Origin of the sequence: Candidatus Gillettellia adelgis (assembly GCA_020541285.1) — a bacterium.
GTDB lineage: Bacteria > Pseudomonadota > Gammaproteobacteria > Enterobacterales > Enterobacteriaceae > Gillettellia > Gillettellia adelgis.
On record CP047043.1, the window covers coordinates 254,613 to 276,894 of the forward strand.

The 22,282-nt window shown below is 34.8% G+C and carries 6 protein-coding genes and 1 pseudogene; 6 read left to right on the forward strand and 1 reads right to left on the reverse strand.

Translation table 11 applies throughout. From position 1 onward, the window contains the following. Nucleotides 1–310: 310 nt before the first annotated feature. The 3 genes from ygfZ (at nt 311) to lysC (ending at nt 6,682) form a co-directional block, all read left to right on the forward strand. Nucleotides 311–1,297, forward strand: a complete 987-nt coding sequence (ygfZ, locus tag GIY03_RS00500; protein ID WP_457913774.1) for a tRNA-modifying protein YgfZ — start codon at nt 311–313, stop codon at nt 1,295–1,297. Between the two features lie 2,275 nt (nt 1,298–3,572). Then, complete coding sequence (gene pgi, locus GIY03_RS00505) at nt 3,573–5,219, forward strand: glucose-6-phosphate isomerase (RefSeq protein ID WP_457913775.1); 1,647 nt, start codon at nt 3,573–3,575, stop codon at nt 5,217–5,219. Nucleotides 5,220–5,314: 95 nt separating this feature from the next. Beyond that, complete coding sequence (gene lysC, locus GIY03_RS00510) at nt 5,315–6,682, forward strand: lysine-sensitive aspartokinase 3 (protein ID WP_457913776.1); 1,368 nt, start codon at nt 5,315–5,317, stop codon at nt 6,680–6,682. A 1,635-nt stretch (nt 6,683–8,317) separates the two neighbouring features. Here the strand turns inward: lysC and GIY03_RS00515 are convergent. Continuing rightward, on the reverse strand, nt 8,318–9,685 hold the full coding sequence (locus tag GIY03_RS00515; protein WP_457913777.1) for an amino acid permease: 1,368 nt from the start codon (nt 9,683–9,685) through the stop codon (nt 8,318–8,320). A 2,794-nt stretch (nt 9,686–12,479) separates the two neighbouring features. On the opposite strand from GIY03_RS00515, the gene aceE reads away from it, so the two are divergent. The 3 genes and pseudogenes from aceE to lpdA all read left to right on the forward strand — a co-directional run bounded on the left by aceE (nt 12,480) and on the right by lpdA (nt 18,209). Further along, nucleotides 12,480–15,143 carry a pyruvate dehydrogenase (acetyl-transferring), homodimeric type gene (gene aceE, locus GIY03_RS00520; RefSeq protein WP_457913778.1) on the forward strand — a complete coding sequence of 888 codons (2,664 nt, stop codon included), beginning with the start codon at nt 12,480–12,482 and terminating at the stop codon, nt 15,141–15,143. Between the two features lie 22 nt (nt 15,144–15,165). Beyond that, a pseudogene (aceF, locus tag GIY03_RS00525) lies at nt 15,166–16,428 on the forward strand (dihydrolipoyllysine-residue acetyltransferase); the annotation flags it as partial. A 356-nt stretch (nt 16,429–16,784) separates the two neighbouring features. Beyond that, nucleotides 16,785–18,209: a dihydrolipoyl dehydrogenase gene (lpdA, locus tag GIY03_RS00530; protein WP_457913779.1), complete on the forward strand. Its 1,425-nt coding sequence runs from the start codon at nt 16,785–16,787 to the stop codon at nt 18,207–18,209. Nucleotides 18,210–22,282: the final 4,073 nt, after the last annotated feature.

Here is a 22,282-nt window from a genome sequence, read left to right on the forward strand (position 1 = left end):
GAATATCATAAAAGTTTAACGTTTACTCAATAAGAAGAACTGAGCTAGTAAAAGTTAAGTGAAGTGGTTAACATGAATCAACTATGATATTCAAGTATGAAAGATATTTACAATAAACATACCACGTATCACTCCATATTTTATAGTGTTTTCGAAAATGTAAGCACAAATAGCAGCCTGAAATCTCTCTGTCCTTTATTAATATATTTAAATATACCGTAGATTATCTCAACAGCACAGAGTAGTCATTCTAGATAATTCACAGCTTACTAGAATAAGCGCCGTCCTAATCAATGTGCAGGCACTAACTATGACCAATAATATTTCATTTTCACCACGTCAGCCTTATGCCTCTGCGCATTTAACGTTGACATTAATCTCATTAGAAGATTGGGCGTTAGTAACGCTACATGGTCCGGATACACAAAAATACCTGCAGGGTCAAATAACAATAGACATTACTAGGTTAGCTGTTGATCAACACGTACTGTGTGGTCATTGCAATGCTGCAGGGAAAATGTGGAGTAACTTACGTGTGTTTCATTATCGAGAAGGTTATGCTTATATATTGCGCCGTAGCGTGCTCACGAGTCAACTAACTAACATTAAGAAATACGCAGTATTCTCTAGTGTTGTTATTGCTGTTGACAATGATCGAGTATTGCTCGGTATCGCTGGTTTTAATGCTCGCGAATTTTTAGCCAGTATCTTTGTGACTCTTCCAGATAATGCACACCAAATAATACAAGAAGATGATGTTACTTTATTGCATTTTTCTGAACCAGCTGAGCGTTTCTTGCTGATTACGACTACTATCACTGCTGAGAAGTTAGTAACAAAAATGCATAATCAGACTGATCTGAATAACAGTCGTCAGTGGCTAGTATTGGATATCGAGGCTGGTTACCCAATTATTGATATTGCTAATAGTTTGCAGTTAATTCCTCAGGCTACTAATCTACAAGCCTTACACGGTATTAGTTTTAAAAAAGGTTGCTATATAGGCCAGGAAATGATAGCACGTGCTAAGTTTCGTGGTACTAATCAACGTGCACTGTATTTGCTAGAAGGTAAGGCAAGTCGTGTACCTCAGATAGCAGAAGATGTAGAACTACAATTAGGTGAACATTGGCGGCGTACCGGAACAGTGTTGGCTGCTAGTATGTTGGCCAATGATATGTTATGGGTACAGGTAGTTATGCATAAAAAACTCAATACTAATAGCAAATTACGAATACGTGCTGACGCCACTAGTCATTTGACAATTAAGCCATTACCCTATATGCTAGATTCATAGCTGTTAGCATTAGCATGCTGTACCCTATTATATAATGCTTAAGCAATAATATATTATACGATGAAAGCCATTATCAGCCTGTGATAAGATGCTATCTTAAGCAATGATTACAGTATTCTTCTTGTAATCATTGCAATACTCATATCGTATAAACAGTTTAAATAACATGATTGTAACATTCTCGTGCACTTCAGACAGATAGTAACTTGTGCATGCTTCTCTTGCAGATATCTTGGTAAGAAAAAATATGATTGCATACAGATCTCTCAACGTACTATAAAGACGTAGCTTAAATATCATAGCTAACAGCGTACGTCGTTATAAGATTTGGCGCATCAACATAGCAGAAAGCATATAAATCATAGCAATCTAAAAGTTCTTACGCACGAGAGCTAGCAGCGACTTAGGTGCACTAGAGATTGCAAAATTGTTGATTTATCTTATGGATAAGGCTGCTGTCACTTAGGTAAATCATGAGTCAGATAATCAATGAGAAATAAATATCCCTATACTATTTAAATTCTGCCTCACTTATGTCTGCAGCACAATTATTTCAGTTATATAAAACCGACTATTTCTTATGGTGATGCATGATATTTCACTTCATAATACAGTACGTGTGTGTTACGATTCTATAGTAACACATATCAATCCTCCTGATTGACTCAAAGATTCTTTTGGTATCTCGTGCTAAGTGACACTTAAGTGGGGTTTAATGCATTTATATTGTACATTTAGGTGTTTTCTATAAAAAGAATAAGTATAATTTTGAAATTGTTTAAGATTACTATGCAGTAACAGTGTAGTAATTCATAACTATTATTTCTTTGATATTAGCGTGAGCGCTATTTTAGTACATTATATGTTATTACAATTCTGTATGATCGATCTCTATACTATAGGCGTCGTGTGTTGAGTAGTATGATCAGTGCAATAATACTCGGAACTTTCGTTTTGAAAATTCTATTGTGATACTTGAAAAATTATAGTAAACTTACAACTGCAATGCTTAGTAGAAAAATGTACCGAGCGTATCAGTGCAGCATCGTGTTAATACATTTACTATCGTGTGTTAACTATTGTTGCTTCGATATCTTCTGCTTCTTGTTGTTCTTGAATAGATAGTTTGGTATTAGTTGTTGTGTTTTTTGAGACTATACTGAATATCAAATGTCATTTTGATATTAGTCATGGCATTATCTCTGCTCAGTATCTTTATGGTTACTTTGATGTTTTGCAGTAATAGTTTGTATGGCGTAATTTTTCATGTAACTATCATTGATTGCCTCACTAAAATAAATAGTAAATAGCTCTTATAGAATAAATTCTATTCCACATTTATTGTTCCACTTAAACTCGTAATAAATACAAGGTATTATCTTGCGGTAAAGGTATTGTCTTGCAGTAGTAAATATCATGTCTTATACGTAAAGTGTACAATGTAAAAAATTACTGTGCTATTAAGATAGATCTTACGGAGCGGTTTTAAGAATGGACAAAAAATTATCGTGTGATATTAGTAATTGTATTATTATATTAGAGATATATCTACTACTATAATAGTAGACAAGAGATATTATAATGGTCTAGTTAATACGTGAAATCCTGCTTTGGTCACGCAATAAAACTAGCACATAAAACCTAGACAGTAAGAAACAGTTCATGACAAGCTAGAAGCGCGATGTTCATCATGACTGATACTTTCATAGTATTAATTATGACGATCAGTTCTAAAGAAAAGAGTAAATTCGGTCTAGTATTGTTATAATATTGATATGTTAATGTTTGGAAGCAAGTTTATTTAGAGAGAGTATTCTATTTATTCATCTATAAGTTAAAAAATTTTTAAAAACTTTATAGTAAATAATAATGTATACTAACATCATTGTCTCCATCTATAATAAAATCTTCTATAAACTCACAACATACTAGAGTAGAAAATATATTTGCATTATTTAGAGGCACTAAACGACAAGATATATTGGTATTATCTCATTTTAATTATTAGTTTTTCTGGATTACCTGAATTATTAACTTTTATGCGTTACTAGAAATTAATTAATTAGATTGTTAAATTTCATTTGTAACCTTGTATAGGTTTGTTCGAATGCTTTTACACAGCATGACAATACTATTACGCTCTGATTAGAATGTTAAGTAAACAAATAGCACCGAGCAAAATAGAATAGTTGGTTATTGTGAACACGAAATCACAATCGAATCAAGCTACAATAGAACATTTGTAGCATATTTTTTTTAGTCTAAGAGAGTTGCTATGAAAAATATTAATCCAACTCATACTGCTGCTTGGCAAGCTTTGCAACAGCATTTTTTACAAATGAAAAACATTCATATTTCCGATTTATTTTCACAAGATACTGACCGTTGCTCAAAATTTTCTGTCATTTTTAAAGATCAAATGTTAGTAGATTACTCCAAAAATCGTATTACTACAGAAACATTAAGAAAACTACAGGCGCTAGCGCAGGAAACTGATCTGCAGGGCGCAATCAGATCAATGTTTACTGGTGAAAAAATTAACCGCACTGAAGATCGAGCGGTATTACATATTGCTCTTCGAAACCGTAGTAATAGTCCAATTTTTGTTGACGGAAAAAATGTTATGCCAGCAGTAAATGCGGTATTACTTAAGCTACAGCAATGTTGTACGCGGGTGATCACTGGCGATTGGAAAGGCTACAGTGGAAAACCTATTACTGATGTAGTAAACATCGGTATTGGTGGTTCTGATCTTGGCCCTTACATGGTTACTGAAGCATTACGGCCTTATAAAAATCACTTAAATATGCACTTTGTATCTAATATTGATGGCACGCATATCACTGAAACATTAAGATTTTTAAACCCACAAACAACACTGTTCTTAGTAGCGTCTAAAACTTTTACTACTCAAGAAACCATGACAAATGCCAATAGTGCTCGAGATTGGCTATTAAATCATACTTCTAACGATAAAGATATAGAAAAACATTTTATTGCACTTTCTACTAATAGCAGCGCAGTCATGAAGTTTGGCATTAATACTGACAATATGTTTGAATTTTGGGACTGGGTAGGCGGTCGTTACTCCTTGTGGTCGTCAATAGGTTTATCAATTGCTCTTTCAGTAGGTTATAAGAACTTTGAACAACTTCTCAGTGGCGCACATGAGATGGACAAGCATTTCATGGAAACTCCGTTAGAGAAAAATCTGCCAGTACTATTAGCACTTATTAGTATTTGGTATAGTAATTTTTTTGGTTCTGAAACAGAAGCTATTTTACCTTACGATCAATACTTACACCGTTTTTCCGCTTATTTTCAACAAGGAAATATGGAGTCTAATGGTAAATACGTAGACAGAAACGGTCATCCAGTAAATTACCAGACTGGTCCAATCATCTGGGGAGAGCCAGGTACTAATGGTCAACATGCGTTTTACCAGCTCATTCATCAAGGAACGAAGTTGATTCCTTGTGATTTTATAGCTCCGGCGGTCAGTCTTAATCCATTAAATGACCATCATGATAAACTATTGTCACATTTCTTTGCCCAAACTGAAGCATTAGCTTTTGGAAAATCGTTAGAGACAGTAGAAGCAGAATTGGTAGCTTCTGGAAAAAAGACAAAAGACATTAAATATATAGCGCCATTTAAAGTATTTGAGGGTAACCGACCAACTAACTCTATTCTCCTACGTGCAATTACTCCATTCAGCTTAGGCATACTGATCGCATTATACGAGCATAAGATTTTTGCTCAAGGTGCTATTCTAAATATTTTTAGTTTCGATCAATGGGGTGTAGAGTTAGGAAAGAATTTAGCTAACAAAATATTGTTAGAACTAGCAGGCATTCAGCGGGTTAATAGCCATCATAGTTCAACAAATGCTTTGATTAATTGCTTTAAAGCATGGCGATAGTTATCCTTTAACTTATTCTACAACGGTGAGATGGGGTAGAAAGGTTTAAAAAACCACTACAGTCTGCAGACAGTATCCCTGATATGAGACTTCATATGATTCCAGAAAAACTGCACGATTTTATCGTAGTAGCTAAGTTTGGTGGCACAAGTGTTGCGGACTTTACAGCCATGAATTGCAGTGCTGATTTAGTACTTGCTAATCCTAGCATACGTCTAGTAGTATTATCTGCTTCGTCTAAAATTACGAATTTACTGATAGCTCTAGCTGAAGGTTGTAGCGCTAATAAACGTAACCATTGGATTGATGAAATTCGCCACATTCAATATGTTATTCTTGAGTGCCTAAAGGCATCAGATAGTTGTCGTCAAGAAATAGACCGCATGCTAGAAAGTATTTCTGTTCTCTCAGAAGTTGCATCGTTGACACCTTCCTTAGCTATAACTGACGAGTTGGTTAGTTATGGAGAACTCATATCTACTTTATTATTCGTTGAGGTTTTGCGTGTTCGTAATGTGCAGGTGAAATGGTTTGATGTACGAACTATTATGCGTACTGACGATAATTTTGGCCGAGCGACACCGGATAGCGTTGCATTGCGTAAACTTACTCAAACGCGACTAAAACCATGTTTACAAGAGTCCCTTGTCGTTACTCAGGGTTTTATTGGTAGCGATCGGCAAGGTCGAACTACTACGTTGGGGCGAGGCGGCAGTGATTACAGTGCCGCATTATTAGGCGAAGCGCTGCATGTGAACCAGATTGATATTTGGACAGACGTGCCTGGAATATATACTACTGATCCGCATGTGGTATCGGTAGCGAAGCGTATTGATAGTATTACTTTTGAAGAAGCGGCGGAAATGGCTAACTTTGGTGCTAAAGTATTGCACCCAGCAACCCTGTTACCAGCGATGCGTAGCGATATTTCGGTATTTGTGGGTTCCAGTAAAGAACCCGCTTCCGGCGGAACGTTAGTATGTAATACCATTCAGAATCCGCCATTATTTCGTGCACTAACATTACGTCATCAACAAACCCTGTTAATGCTACACAGCTTAAATATGTTGCATGCACATGGGTTTTTAGCGGAAGTGTTTAATATTCTGGCGCGACATAATATTTCAGTTGACTTAATCACTACTTCAGAAGTGAGCATAGCTCTCACAATAGATACCACAACTTCTACATCTGTTAGCAGAACACCCTTAACGAGATCATTGTTAACCGAACTGTCTACATTGTGTCGAACAGAAGTAGAAGAAAACCTTGCATTGGTGGCGTTAATAGGTAATAAATTATTGCAAGCGTGTGGTGTAGGTAATCAAGTATTTAGCGTACTTAATGCATTTAACATTCGAATGATCTGCTATGGTGCAAGCAATTATAACTTATGTTTCTTGGTGCCTAGTAATAATGCCGAGGAGGTCATACGTATCTTACATTATCATCTCTTTGAGTAAGTCATTACTTCCTCTCTAGGTGTAAATGTTTATGCAAGATATTTTTTAGTATGGGTATAGTGTTTACTAAGCTAAATATTAATGTCTTCTCAATCTATTATAGGATAACAGAAATTATCATGTAAAGGTATAAGGAATATCGCCAGACTTATTGGTCATTTCAAATGATGTAACTTTAAGGTGATCAAGCGATTGTTACTAAACCTCAAAGAGATTATACAATTTTAAATAGTCACTAATTCATTTATAATAAATTTATTAAACAATTCTAGATACTGGACACTTTAAAAATATAACCTTCATTTATATGGTTTTTTTAGATGTTGATTCCAGCGGATATTCTCAATGATATAACTGGATAAAATGTGTCTGATTCTGATTGCGTTATTCAATATAATTTAGTGCAGGAAGATTATAACGTTGTCGACAGTGTATCTAGAGCTATCAGAATGATATCTATTAAATTTATACTCATGGTGTTAATCATCGCACTTGTCAGTCATCAAATGCTGCCTTACAAATATAAATTTAGCAAAAACTTAATATTTAATTTCTGTATGACTATTATAGCGAACTCGCACAGTGTGTTGAATTCTATACAGAGGGGCCGGGTCATGTATGTTTAATTCAGTGAACCATGGATGGTTCTGTAATTGAGTGTTAGACATATGTGGCCCTATAATCTAGTGGCGAGGATGATGTTGCTTTAAGAAGGTTCAATGCTTGATTACAACACATTGATGATTAGGAAGGCTGTATAATCGTTCTGTTTAGAATAAAGTTATAGCCATCATGGCACCCTCTCTAATAATCTTTAGAACATTCCTCCAAATATTGTAATATTATTGCATCATACCAGGTACAACCAAAGGGATTACTAATAAAAGTACAATTAATAAAGTGGTACTTGAAAAACGCATGAAGATAGTAGGTGCTATTACAATAGACTTATTAGGAGTTTGTGCTCATAAATTTTATTCTAATTCGCTAGAGCGTCAATATAAAATTATTACTTAATACGATTAGTACATTAGTTATACCGAAGGTTGCATTTTACCTTAGCGTGCTTACGTGACTTAATCACTTACTGAGGTAAGTGCTATGGTGGAATAGTTACACGACTTACGCGACTAGATAGCACGGTATATCTTAAAGTATATAATTGTATTATAGATATTGCATTTTAAATAAATCAGAGTGATTTCTTCATGATAAGTTACATAAAATTGACTATCATGAGCTAGTTATCAACCCCTTTTTTTAAGGGCTCACTTTTGTAGAAAAAAGCATATTAAATGAATTCCTGGTTAATTGATTGTTTTATGCAATTTTAATTTACTTTCAGTGTTACAGTGACATCTTAATAACATTAATACTCGATAACTATATTATAAGAGAAGCACCGTAAGTTATTGGAATTTATAAAATATTACTACTGTAGATACAAGCGAATCGAAACAATAATAATGCCAGATTATTCTAGTATATTTTGGAAAAGATCATCACTTATTCTAAAAATATAATTAAATGAGCATTTAAGCTTTGTGCAAGAATAATTTTAAATTCTAATATAAAGTATATTTTTTCTCAAAAAATATCTACATTATTAGAGTATATACAGTATTTATCTAAATTTTAACATTTAGCAATGCGGGTGCTATACTTCTTTATAGTATAACCAATAATTAGGATTACCATCCATACTGGGAGTAGTAATACTGAAATTTGTATACTCGGTGTTAGATACATAATGACTAAAATAAAAACCATAAACATCAGACATAAATAATTGCTGAACGGATGCCAGAATGCTTTGAACTGAGGTTTAATACCTTCACGGTTTTTAGCTGCACGAAATTTTAGATGCGCTAAGCTAATCATCGCCCAATTTATTACGAGTGCTGATACTACTAGTGCCATGAATAATTTAAAAGCACGTTCAGGGATTAAGTAGTTAATTAAAATGCACAATGCAGTAGCGATACCAGAAATTCCGATAGCGAGGATCGGCACGCCACGGTCATCAACTTTTAGTAAACTTTTTAGCCCATTTCCTTGCTGCGCTAGGCCGTATAACATACGACTGTTACAGTATACACAACTGTTATATACTGACAGCGCTGCAGTTAGTACGACGACATTTAGCATAGTCGCAACTAGTTTGCTGTCTAACGCATGAAAGATGAGTACAAAAGGACTGTTACCTTCGACTATTTTTTTCCAAGGGTAGAGTGATAATAACACTGTCAGTGAGCCGATATAAAAAATAAGGATACGGTAGATAACCTGATGGGTAGTAATTGGAATGCTTTTTTTTGGGTTCTCAGCTTCCGCTGCGGTAATGCCGACCAATTCAAGACCACCGAATGAAAACATTATTACCGCCATCGCCATTGTTAACCCTCTGCCGCCATTTGGTAAAAAACCACCTTGCTTCCATAGATTAGTGAAGGTAGCTTCTGGGCCACCCATGCCACTCAGTAGTAAATAGATACCAAATATGATCATGCCCATTATAGCAACGACTTTAATGATAGATAACCAGAACTCTATCTCACCATAGATCTTAACATTTGCTAGGTTAATAGCATTAATCAGTAAGAAGAACACAGCGGCAGAAATCCAAGTGGGGATATCTGGCCACCAATATTGTACATAGATACCAACTGCTGTAAGTTCTGCCATCGCTACTAATACGTAAAGCACCCAGTAGTTCCAGCCGGACGCAAAGCCAGCAAAATGACCCCAGTATTTATATGAAAAATGGCTAAAGGAACCGGCTACTGGCTCTTCTACTACCATTTCACCTAGTTGTCGCATAATTAGAAACGCAATAAAACCGCCAATAGCATACCCTAAAATCACTGAAGGACCAGCCATTTTTATGGTTTGAGAAATACCGAGAAACAATCCCGTACCAACTGCGCCACCTAAAGAAATAAGTTGTATATGACGATTTTTCAAGCCACGTTTTAGCTGATTGCCATATTCTTTACCGTCCATAAATCAAACCTCTTGTTATTGCAGAATGACTTATATTGTATGAATAGTGGTTAGGATACCTGTTTTATTTATGGCATGATAGTGCTTAATTTTTCTGGATCACTATAAATTATAAAAAATAATATTCTGTATAATAGTTGACATTTTATTTGTGATGTTAGTGTTTAATAGTATAAGGAACAAAACAACAAACAATATACTTTAATATTAATTCTTATGTACTAAATAATGTAGCTGACGTGAGATATATTGTCAGGTTCATATATATTAATATATCTTATGCATCCTACATTTTCACTGAGTAGGCTGAAAAAATAATGATAGATCGTATCTTTACGCGAAGGGTGCGGATTTTGACTCAATTCCAGCACTATTTTAATGGTTTTTAGTTAATGATACTTCTCTCGTAACCTCTTTGAACTTTGAAATATAATAATTATATACACTATAATTTAGCACGTTACGGAGAAATAACAATGTTGTCGATCCCTGAAAAAAGGAGATACGAGTAAGTACTTGAATGAGCAAAAATTACTAAAATACAACTTATAGTATCCGCTGGTATACATTAAGTAAACTGCCAGCTAGGAGCGGATATGGTGTAATATCCTGGGTGTTATTTTTAATAGACATTATGCGGTATATTAAAATATTAGAATTATTCATCTGATCCAGTGATCATCATATTTTAATGTCTGGCAGTAAGAATAGATTTTGCTTAATAATTTTAATTAAGAGTAGGTAATGTGATATATAGAAAATATAGTGTATTTTACCGGAAAAACTGCAATGCAATGACATAACGGTTGTTGCGTCTTTATTTTTGCTTGCATGATTGTATCAGGTTTAGACATGGTCGGAAGACACAGGGTAACAAAACTAACTATCTATTAATAGCGCTCGGTTTCTGTCAGTACTGTGCCATAGAAAACTGCTTTATTAAGGATAAGATATTCGTGGTGTTATCGAGTAAGTTTATAACAGAATAAGTGATGTTTTTATTAGAACACTATATTTTCAGATTGCCGTCTTAGTGATATTTTTAACTTTAGTGTGTTCATAATGTGCACAGAGATATAACAATTTCTAGCGTTTTGCTCTTTTAGTTTTTTCAAAAAGTATTTAGTGATCTTGTAATGTTTATTACTTGTATGAGCTATATGCTTTTAATGAACAAAACCAGCTCATTATCTTAGTAATTTATTAGTCTGCTTAATAATAGTCTGTATGCTTAATGCACAAACATTAATTAGATGATTAGTAAATTTTTCATTCTTTATTTTCTTTAGTCGCTCTGACTATAATGTTATTTCTAGCTTATTATTAAGTAAGTGTTTTCGAGTCTGCCAATACATGAAAATCTCACATGAAAAATAACATTAACTATATATTTGTAGGCTAACACTACAAGTTAGCAAACCATTCTAATGCGTATATATGTTTTTATGTCAAGACATTTGTGACAGAGCAGTTTAAATGTTTTTTCTCGTGCTAAATTTTACTGTCATAGTTATAAAACAAAGTTTGTTTGTAAACAAGAAAGTAGTTTTAATAACTAAAGTATGACCATGTATGAAGACTAGGATAATTCGGATAATTTAGATAGCGTTTTATCTCGTTGCATCATATGAATATATAGGATAACTTGTAAGTGCCATTACTAATGAAATTCGTATGCTTTTCAGAAAAGAAATCACTTGTATTATACAGGACGTTTCGTCAAACCTATTCGATACTATGAACCTTTCACTACAATACTTCACTTAGAGAGCACATAGTGTTCCTTAGAAGAGTGTATTTTATTAGGTAAGCTAGAGAAATTGTTTTATGTTGACATTTTTCTCTAAAAACTGGTAAGTAGTTAGAATTTTAAAGGCTTTCATTAGACATCAGAAAGTCAACATATATGTGGCATGAGCTGAAAGAAATACGGGGTCTTCTAGCCTTCAGTGACCTCTTTTTTATCTATCTAGCGTTGAAATTTGATCTAATAAATGCGCTATATATCTGTAAGATATAGTTGTTCGTGATATAACGTGACATGGTATTAACAAATGTTAGATGTGTATTCTTAAATGCTATAGTTTGTAGGTATTTTGGAATATGTATGATTTTAATGCTAGGCTTAACTTATTACATAGTAAAAATTGCGACAATAAGCACTGATTGTAATATAATATTATGTTACTGACTATAAAAGTTAACAGCTAATTCTGTAATGAAGTATAAAAAAACTAAAAAATCTGTTCGATCTGTAGAATAGTAGAATATTAGACGGAGTATATCATTGTCATCCCAGAATTTTAAGGGATTATGTTGTATATTCCTGCACAAGATATATGCAGCTGATGTCATTATTTTATGATTATAAAAGAAGTCTTAGTGGCTCTTATTTTGGAGTGTAATCGACACCAGAACGTCATGGCATTTTTAACAGTGCAACACCCAGAACGACTCTCTTTAGAGTACAGTTATATAAAAAGTAAACCTAAGATGCTATGGTTGTGATTTTTCGGTTGTATATGTATCAGTGTTTTCTTTCTTACTCTAGTGATATATTTAGGTAAACTGTTAGGGATGCATGAATTGCATCCCTAAAATTCACTTGCATCTAATAACAAATGCTATGAATATCAGTGTCTGACAATTCTATTACCGCATTGCTATCTTTCTGGAATATGCAAAAAGATGCGTATAGTTAAGTTTTTACATTAACTGCACAGCCAGTCTTCCTATATTGTATAAAAATAGGCTCCGGCGCTTAACAAACACTTAGACAGAGAAGGAATACACCATGCTACAACATCTAACTAATGATGTGGATCCATTAGAAACTTTCGATTGGCTGCAGGCCATCGAATCGGTCATTAGTGAAGAAGGTGTTGAGCGCGCTGTGTTTTTAATTGAGCAGTTATTAGGGGTGGTTCGTGGGTGCGGTGTTAACGTAGTGGGTAATTCTGTATGTCAGAATTACATTAATACTATTTCCGTAGAGGATGAACCACCTTATCCAGGAGATCTAGCTCTGGAACGCCGTATTCGTTCAGCTGTCCGTTGGAACGCTATTATAATGATTCTTCGTGCTTCTAAGAAACATTTAGAGCTAGGTGGTCACATGGCATCTTTCCAGTCTTTTGCGACATTTTACGAAGTATGTTTTAACCACTTCTTTCGTGCTCGAAATAAAAAAGATGGCGGAGATTTGGTTTACTTTCAAGGACATATCTCACCGGGTATTTATGCACGCGCCTTCCTTGAAGGCCGTCTTACCTTAGAACAAATGAATAACTTCCGCCAAGAAGTTTATGGGGCAGGATTGTCTGCTTATCCACATCCAAAATTAATGCCAGCTTTCTGGCAATTTCCGACTGTCTCGATGGGTTTGGGAGCAATCTGTGCGATTTATCAAGCTAAGTTCTTAAAGTATTTGAATAATCGGGGTTTAAAGGATACCTCAGAACAAACTGTATATGCTTTCTTAGGTGATGGCGAGATGGATGAACCAGAGTCGAAAGGTGCACTCACAATTGCCGCCCGTGAAAACCTAGATAATCTGGTGTTTGTTATTAACTGTAATCTCCAGCGTTTAGATGGACCGGTTACTGGTAACGGTAAGATAATTAACGAATTAGAAGACGTCTTCGTTGGAGCAGGCTGGCAAGTGCTAAAAGTAATTTGGGGTGGTCGTTGGGATACATTACTAAGTAAAGATACTAGCGGTAAGTTAATCCAACTAATGAATGAGACGCTAGATGGTGACTACCAAACTTTTAAATCTAAAGACGGTGCGTACGTACGTCAGCATTTCTTTGGTCGTTACTTAGAAACTCAATCGTTAGTTCAGGACATGACCGACGACGAAATTTGGGCATTAAATCGCGGAGGTCATGATCCAAAAAAAGTCTTTTCTGCATTAAAAAAAGCACAGGATACCCAAGGTAAACCTACGGTCATTTTGGCTCATACTATTAAAGGTTATGGTATGGGGGAAATGGTAGAAGGTAAAAATGTTTCTCACCAAGTTAAGAATATGAATATGTTAGGGATTCAGAAATTCCGAGATCGTTTTAACATACCGGTTTCTGATATTGATATTGAAAAATTACCATATATTTTTTTCGAAAAAAATACTCCAGAATATCAGTATTTGCATGAACGCCGTCAAGCCTTAAAAGGATATCTACCAAGTCGTTTGCTAGAGTTTACCCAAAAGCTAAAATTACCAGATTTAAAGGATTTCAACTCATTACTAGAAGCGCAAGGAAAAGCAATCTCTACAACTATAGCCTTTGTGCGTGCTTTGAACGTAATGCTAAAGAATCAGTCAATAAAAGATCGCATAGTACCTATCGTAGCCGACGAAGCGCGTACTTTTGGTATGGAGGGTCTGTTTCGTCAGATTGGCATTTATAGCCCTCATGGCCAGAAATATACTCCACAAGATCGTGAACAAGTTGCATATTATAAAGAAGATAAGCAAGGTCAAATCTTGCAGGAAGGTATTAATGAACTAGGTGCAGCGGCTTCTTGGTTGGCGTCTGCAACCTCCTATAGCACTAACGATCTACCTATGATTCCGTTTTATATCTACTATTCAATGTTTGGTTTTCAGCGTATCGGTGATCTATGTTGGGCGGCAGGGGATCAACAAGCGCGTGGTTTTCTAATTGGTGGTACTTCAGGTAGAACAACTTTAAACGGTGAAGGCTTACAACATGGCGACGGTCATAGCCATATTCAATCTTTAACGATTCCGAATTGTATTTCTTACGATCCAGCTTATGCTTATGAGGTAGCTGTAATTATGCATGATGGTTTATTACGCATGTATGGTGATGCACCTGAAAATATTTATTACTATTTGAGTACGCTCAACGAAAATTACTTTATGCCAGCAATGCCGCATAATGCGGAAGAAGGTATTCGTAAAGGAATTTATAAGTTAGAGACCATAGACGGAAGAATAGGTAAAGTACAGTTATTGGGTTCTGGTGCTATCTTGCGACATGTGCGTAATGCGGCAAAGATTTTAGCGACAAATTACGGTATAGGCTCTGATACGTATAGCGTGACCTCTTTTACTGAATTAGCACGTAATGGACAGGACTGTGAGCGTTGGAATATGCTGCATCCTACTGAAACGCCACATGTACCTTATATTGCTCAAGTAATCAATGATACGCCAGTAATAGCAGCCACCGATTATATGAAATTATTCGCAGAGCAGGTGCGCGCTTATATTCCAGTGAGCGATTATTTTGTACTAGGTACTGATGGTTTTGGTCGTTCAGACAGTCGTAAAAATCTGCGTGATCACTTTGAAGTAGATGAATTTTATATAGTGCTTGCTGTTTTAAGTGTATTAGCAAAACGTGGTGAAATTGCAGTACTGATAGTTGCTGATGCAATTAAAAAATTTAATATCAACCCAGAAAAAATTAACCCGCGTTTAGCATAAGAGGTACGGGATAATGTTTATCGAAATCAAGGTACCTGACATCGGTGAAGATGAAGTGGAAATCACCGATATCATGGTGAAGGTTGGCGATCAAGTTGCCGCTGAACAATCGTTGATCACTGTAGAAGGCGATAAAGCATCTATGGAAGTTCCTGCACCAATTGCTGGTACGGTACAAGAGATTCGCATTAAATCTGGTGACAAAGTGAAAACCGGTTTTTTAATTATGATCTTTACCGTACACGCTATAACGTTAACCAATGCCACATCTGTTCTAAATACAGAAGTTGAAACACTATTAACTAAGAAATCCGTTGATACGACTACATCCAATACGCATATTGATAATCAAAACAGATGTACTAAAAATGCTTCATATGTCCATGCGACTCCGGTTGTTCGTCGTTTAGCGCGTGAATTTGGTATCAATCTAGAACAAATCAAAGGTTCTGGTCGTAAATGTCGCATATTGCGCGAAGATGTACAAGCATATGTGAAAAAATTAGCACAACATGCAAATACTATACCAATAGCTACTCTAGAAAGTACGAAGGCATGGCCAAAAGTAGATTTTGGTAAGTTCGGTGAGATTGAAGAAATCGATGTGGGGCATATTCAGAGAGTGTCTGGTGCTAATTTAAGCCGAAACTGGAGAATGATTCCGCATGTGACTCACTTTGATAAAATTGATATCACCGATCTGGAGGTATTTCGTAAGAAACAAAACAAAGACGCAGCTAAACATAATCTAGGTATAAAGTTAACGCCGGTGGTGTTTATTATGAAAGCTACAGCAGTCGCTTTGGAGAAGATGCCACGCTTTAATAGTTCGCTCTCTGAAAACGGACAAAAGCTGATCCTAAAAAAATACACAAACATTGGTGTGGCAGTTGATACACTCAATGGTTTAGTAGTGCCAGTATTTAAAGATGTAAATAAAAAAAGCATTACTGAGCTATCGCGTGAGCTAACAGCTGCGATTAAAAAATCGCATGATGGCCAACTAACTATAAAAGATATGCAGGGTTGCTGTTTTACTATATCTAGTCTAGGTGCGCTTGGGACAACTCATTTTACACCGATTATTAACGCTCCAGAAGTGGCGATTCTAGGTGTTTCTAAATGTAATATAGAGCCGGTTTGGAATGGTACAGAGTTTATGCTACGTCTTATAATGCCAATATCACTTTCTTTTGATCACCGTGTAATCAACGGTGCTGATGGTGCACGTTTTATTACTATTGTTAATAATATGTTGTCTGATATTCGCTGTTTAGTAATGTAATGACAGTAAAATACATTACTGTTATATCCTTATTGCATTAATATCAATTGCATCGGACGTTAAATTATTACATTTATTATACAATAATTTTAACAAGATATTAGTCAGTTAGTAAATAATACAGACATCAATATAAATAGCGTTTACACTGGTTCTCTATCTGAATGTAAAATGAGAGCTATATATCTATTGAAGCTGCCATTAGCAAATCGTTGAAATATACCAGAACAGATGATGTGAAGGTAACTTGCAACAAGATTGGTATAAAATGAATATAGTCAATAAGACTTTCAGCGTAAAAAGATAAAAGGTCGGGGCAATAAAAACTATCCCTGATAATTAATGCAGAGGTGGTCATGCGTACTGAAATTAAAGCTCAGGTCGTTGTGCTTGGAGCGGGTCCAGCAGGTTATTCTGCAGCTTTTCGTTGTGCTGATTTAGGTCTTCAAACCGTGCTAGTTGAACGTCATTCAACATTAGGAGGAGTGTGTCTGAATGTAGGATGCATCCCCTCTAAAGCACTATTGCACCTTGCTAAAGTGATTGAAGAAGCTAAAGCATTAATCGCACAGGGTATCATTTTTAATAAACCAAGAACAGATATTGATGCAGTTCGTTCTTGGAAAGAAAAAGTAATTACGCGATTAGCTCAAGGGCTATTTAGTATGGCTACAGAAAGAAAAATCACAATAGTCAATGGATTAGGAAGGTTTACAAGTGTGAATACTTTGGTAGTTGAAGGGGCGCGTAGTTTTACTACGATTAATTTTAGTTATGCTATTATCGCTGCGGGTTCTCGTCCTATCGAATTATCGCATGTTCCTCACAACGATCCACGTGTCTGGGATTCTACTGACGCATTATTACTAAGCACTATCCCACGACGTTTGCTAGTCATTGGCGGGGGTATTATTGGTATGGAAATGGGTACTGTATACCATTCGTTGGGATCACAGATCGACGTAGTGGAAAGGTTAGATCAAGTAATACCACTTGCAGATAAAGATATTATTTCAGTTTTCTCAAAACACATTAAAAAGCAGTTTAACCTTATGCTGGAAACTAAGGTGATCGCAGTAGATGCTAAAGGGACTGGCATCTATGTTACGATGAAAGGGAAAAACTCTCCAGCCGAGTCAAAGTGCTATGATGCAGTATTAGTAGCTATTGGACGCATACCGAATGGTAATCTATTAGATGTTGAAAAAGCAGGAGTGGACGTCGATGAGTTTGGTTTTATCAATGTAGACAAACAATTGCGCACTAATATACCGCATATTTTTGCTATCGGCGATATTATTGGCCAGCCAATGCTAGCACACAAAGGTGTATATGAAGGTCATATAGCCGCAGAAGTTATTTCTGGCATGAAGCACTATTTCAATCCAAAAGTCATTCCATCAATTGCTTATACTATACCAGAGGTAGCATGGGTAGGTTTAACCGAGAAAGACATACAAGACAAAAATATTAACTATGAAACTGCTACCTTTCCATGGAGTGCTTCTGGCCGTGCTATTACTTCCAACTGTGTAGATGGTATAACTAAACTAATCTTCGATAAAACCTCGCATCGCATCATTGGTGGTGCTGTTGTTGGGAATAATAGTAGCGAGTTATTAGGTGAAATTGGACTAGCTATTGAAATGGGCTGTGACGCTGAAGACCTTGCATTAACTATTCACGCACACCCAACTTTGTATGAATCTGTAGGCCGATCAGCAGAGATGTACGTAGGTCGTATTACTGACCTATTGAATCTGAAAGCTAAGCAATACTAATATGAGTGGGTTTAGTTGCCTTAAAAAGCAACCTATTAAAGAGAGATTTCGTGTCCGCTCTTTTGAATGATTCGCCTCTATTCTAGATACTAGACATATATAATTTAAGTTGATAAGAGGTTGAACATAACATCTATTCATGAAACGTAAAAGTCTGAAAAACTTACTGATTTTTTTAATGTTAGATTTATTAAGCGGTTCTTCAATGCTTGCGTAGTGAAAAAAGCAGTACTTGATTTTATTGTTGTGCTAGTTTTAATGTCTATTAATAACTCGTTATCCTAAATAATGTTACGTGTCTTGTGATGTTAAAACTACCAGTATTTTAATTTATTTTTTTGAAAATCCCAGAATATTAATGGCATCTCATCAGGTATCACTAGTAGCACAATATTTTATTTTAATTAATATTAGTAGCGTTACGACAAATTATTAGTGAATCCGTTAGTTTAGGATTGTTATTGAGCATTAGTTAATAAACCTTGATTTATAATGATGAAGATAAAAGTAATTCATGCGTTACTACGATAATCATCTTGATAATCAATTCACAATCATATAATCACACTAAAGCTTACGCTCCTCTATCACTTTTATATAGAGCAGTAACCTCATAATTTCAGTTATGGCGCTGGATTTTTAATGACTCTTTGGTTTTAACGATGTGTATTATAGTAGACAAAGCATAGCCGTGAGATCACTGACATGGCGAAGAAGCTTCGAAAGAAGCCAGACTGTATAGTGTGAGTAACAACTAGGAGCGCCGTTTTAATTAACAAAAATATCGTTCAACGCTCTAATTATTATCTTATGATACACAAATGAGAGAGCGAGCTATCTTTCTAGAGAATACTCCGAGCAATAGTAAGTTAAGAATATAACGATTGTTTTATAAATCACTAAGTATTTTACATAATTGCATTATTAGGTAATTGCTACATCAGTAAGACTCATGGATCTAGAATAAGTAATGATCGTTTTGGGCTATAGTTATTAGATCGTTTTTTATTTCAAAAATCTTATGTAATTTAATAAGCTAAGATAGCTTTATGGACAAACGGTATTATCATTCTAGTCTTTACATTACATATAATGACTAGACACTCTTGCTGATGGCATAATGTTAGTATAAATTTATTTGCTTGTGAAACGAGTAAAAATCTATTACCAATGCGTATTGGGCATGACTTTGATTTTGGCATTCCAATAGCATATGCTTCAATTACTAAGTGACTGAACTGAGGTACTTAGCATAACTACTGGCTCATAGTTGATCAACTATAGTCTACGATACTATATATGTATGGTAGATCGTCGTAATAACGATTTTTAAATTAGCATAAATTTACTGCTATATTATTTGGTCGTCATGATAAGCGAATGATTAAAATAATGCAGTTTTTCTGCTAGTTTTATGTCTGGCTATTTAGCGCAACTAAACATCTATAATAAGACAGTTATGCGGTGTAGTTGTCAGGAGCTATGTTATTTGTTTATCAGCGTCAGAAAATTTCTATATGTGATCGGAAAGTTTATTTGAGGTATTTTATAAAACTAATTGTATTGGACGAGTGATATTTATCGGTATTAGATTAATTTATTTTCCTTTCAACGTCTCATCTTGGTAAGAGTATAGATCGTGCGATCAGGATAATGAGTGTAAAGTATCAAACTTTAATAGTAAAAATCCTCTGATCATAGTATTTTATAGTTAAATTAGATATAATCCAAGGATTATTATAGACGTTAAAATACCCGGTAAAATTGACTATTTCATTTAATTATTGTTCAGAATCAGCACTAAATTTATTTTTTTTGATGACTTATGTACAAATTTTTAAATATTCTGAGCGTTAAATTTCTATTTTAAAAAAATAGGCATGGACAGTGCTATATCTCGATGATCCGTAAGGCATTAGATAATAAATACTTAAGCATTTAAGGAACTGATGTACAGTGTAAATAGCGTTTATCTACAGTAGACAGGTAAAACATAGGGATGCAGTGTGTTACTCCAAAAAACGCTTACTCTAGTCAGTAATTAAGAGAGCAGTATAGATCATAATAGCTAACGTATATTTAATGCGCAGTATTATGAATATAATTTACCTTGCACGCAATTAGATGAAGCAAATAGAATTTTGTAGTCTAGATATCAACATTACTAATCGGCGTGATCTATAATTCATAGAAATATTTTCCAATAACTTACTTGCAATATGTGATTATATAACAAGTGATATTGATACTTAACGGTATTAAATGATAATGTTAAATGAGTTTTACTGCGTTTTTTAAAAAATCTTATTTATACCTGTAGATATTTTGGCTGATTGTTTTCATATGCTTTTTATATGTTATTTTTAACACCCAGCATAAATCGATTAAATAAAATTTTTTAGCGAAGAAATGTTTTATATTTACTATTTTTACTATTCTTCAGGACATTGCGCAAAGTTTAGCACGTAAGGCTGTTGTAGTAAATTTATCATAACATTGTACAAAGAAGTTTACCATTATTAGTTAATAGTGCGAGCTATTATAGTATGCATGTGTATTTCATCTTCTGAACTACCATGGATTGGAACGTTGGTTCTAATGATTTGTTAAGATAAAATATGTACCTGTAGTTTTTTGTTATAGGTATTACAGCTACTGTTGATACGGGAAGGTCCTTTGCAATAATAATCTAAACTTACATGCTTGCTTGTAACTAGGAAATGCAGTAGTGGCTATTAAAATATCAAAAAGATATTCATACAACATGACCCCACGTATATAGCAGGTTATACCCGTAATATTCAGGCTCATCTCTCTAAATGATCGTATTTTATACCTTATTGCATGGATACTTGCAATATACCCCTTACTTACGGCTGAGCATTAATTAATAATCAGTAACGGAGAAGTTCAATGATCTGGCGAAGGATTACAGACTAAAGGAGTGTTCTCTCTAGTTAATAACGGTCGATGCATAGGCTGCGCTGCAGAAAGTATGATACGTAAATCGATGTGGTTAGCATCTATCATATTCCTGTCGTATTGAGCGACGCTATCATCTCAGGCAACTCAAAAAAACAAGTAAAAGAGATTAGTGTAAAATATAATAGTGCACTGTATGTTTACTGATTATTCACTAAAACAGACTACCTCCCCATCAATCTTAATTGAGTAATGTTACACCGTAACAACTCTCGCCAAAAACTGAGCTAATGATTTAAAACGTGTGGTTATCCAAAGTTAAACATGGACGATATAGTAGTAATTTATAACAACGATAATACTATAATTCACAATGCTAGGTTTACTATTGTAAGGCGATTGTATTTGTATATTAATCGGTATAAAAAAGTGGAAATCCATGTTATTTAAAGATTATACTAACCTAGTAAAACTTGCTGTGCGACTGGCACTACTTAGTGAAAAACTGGTCTGAATTCCTTTTAAACAATCTGATTTTCTAGGTACTGTAGAGCAAGGAGATAGTTTACAATTTTCACGTAATTATAGAAGACGTAGTTATAATAAATGGTTCTAGTAAAAACTACCCGTATATCCTTTTATAAGTACATTCATTATTCATGAATCACGCGGTAGTTACTAAATGTTTTACAGTCATTACTTTTGCGAAAAATAATTTAAAGGTGGCGTTTAGCGAGATACAACCAGCTATCCATTTATTAAACAGGGTTTTTACATACTGATAACGGTTCGTAGATTATCACTGTGTTTGATGAGGAGCGTCTAATACTATTCTGTAGTCATGATGGAGCTGATGCAGTAGTACGAAACTAATACAAAGGAAAGTTGTTGTAAATGATAGAACGCATCATACAACTTGTAATTATAATTATATAGCAAAACTGTTTAGATCAGTGCTATCGTTGATGATATCTGCGAGTTTTGCTTAACTTACTTGATGCTGCGAGATGATAGGCATAGGCATTGATAGACAATGCATGATCACATATCATGGTTCTCGAGATAAATAAGGCTGATGTACTTAAGCTACCTTAGCTTCTTGCTAGTATATTTTGTACTAATATATTAATAGTGTTAGTAATAACGTTGAT

Bases quoted from the DNA above. Each gene is read 5' to 3' on its own strand.
- pgi (WP_457913775.1), top strand. From the start codon at position 3,573: ATGAAAAATATTAATCCAACTCATACTGCTGCTTGGCAAGCTTTGCAA.
- lysC (WP_457913776.1), top strand. From the start codon at position 5,315: ATGATTCCAGAAAAACTGCACGATTTTATCGTAGTAGCTAAGTTTGGT.
- GIY03_RS00515 (WP_457913777.1), bottom strand. From the start codon at position 9,685: ATGGACGGTAAAGAATATGGCAATCAGCTAAAACGTGGCTTGAAAAAT.
- lpdA (WP_457913779.1), top strand. From the start codon at position 16,785: ATGCGTACTGAAATTAAAGCTCAGGTCGTTGTGCTTGGAGCGGGTCCA.
- ygfZ (WP_457913774.1), top strand. From the start codon at position 311: ATGACCAATAATATTTCATTTTCACCACGTCAGCCTTATGCCTCTGCG.
- aceE (WP_457913778.1), top strand. From the start codon at position 12,480: ATGCTACAACATCTAACTAATGATGTGGATCCATTAGAAACTTTCGAT.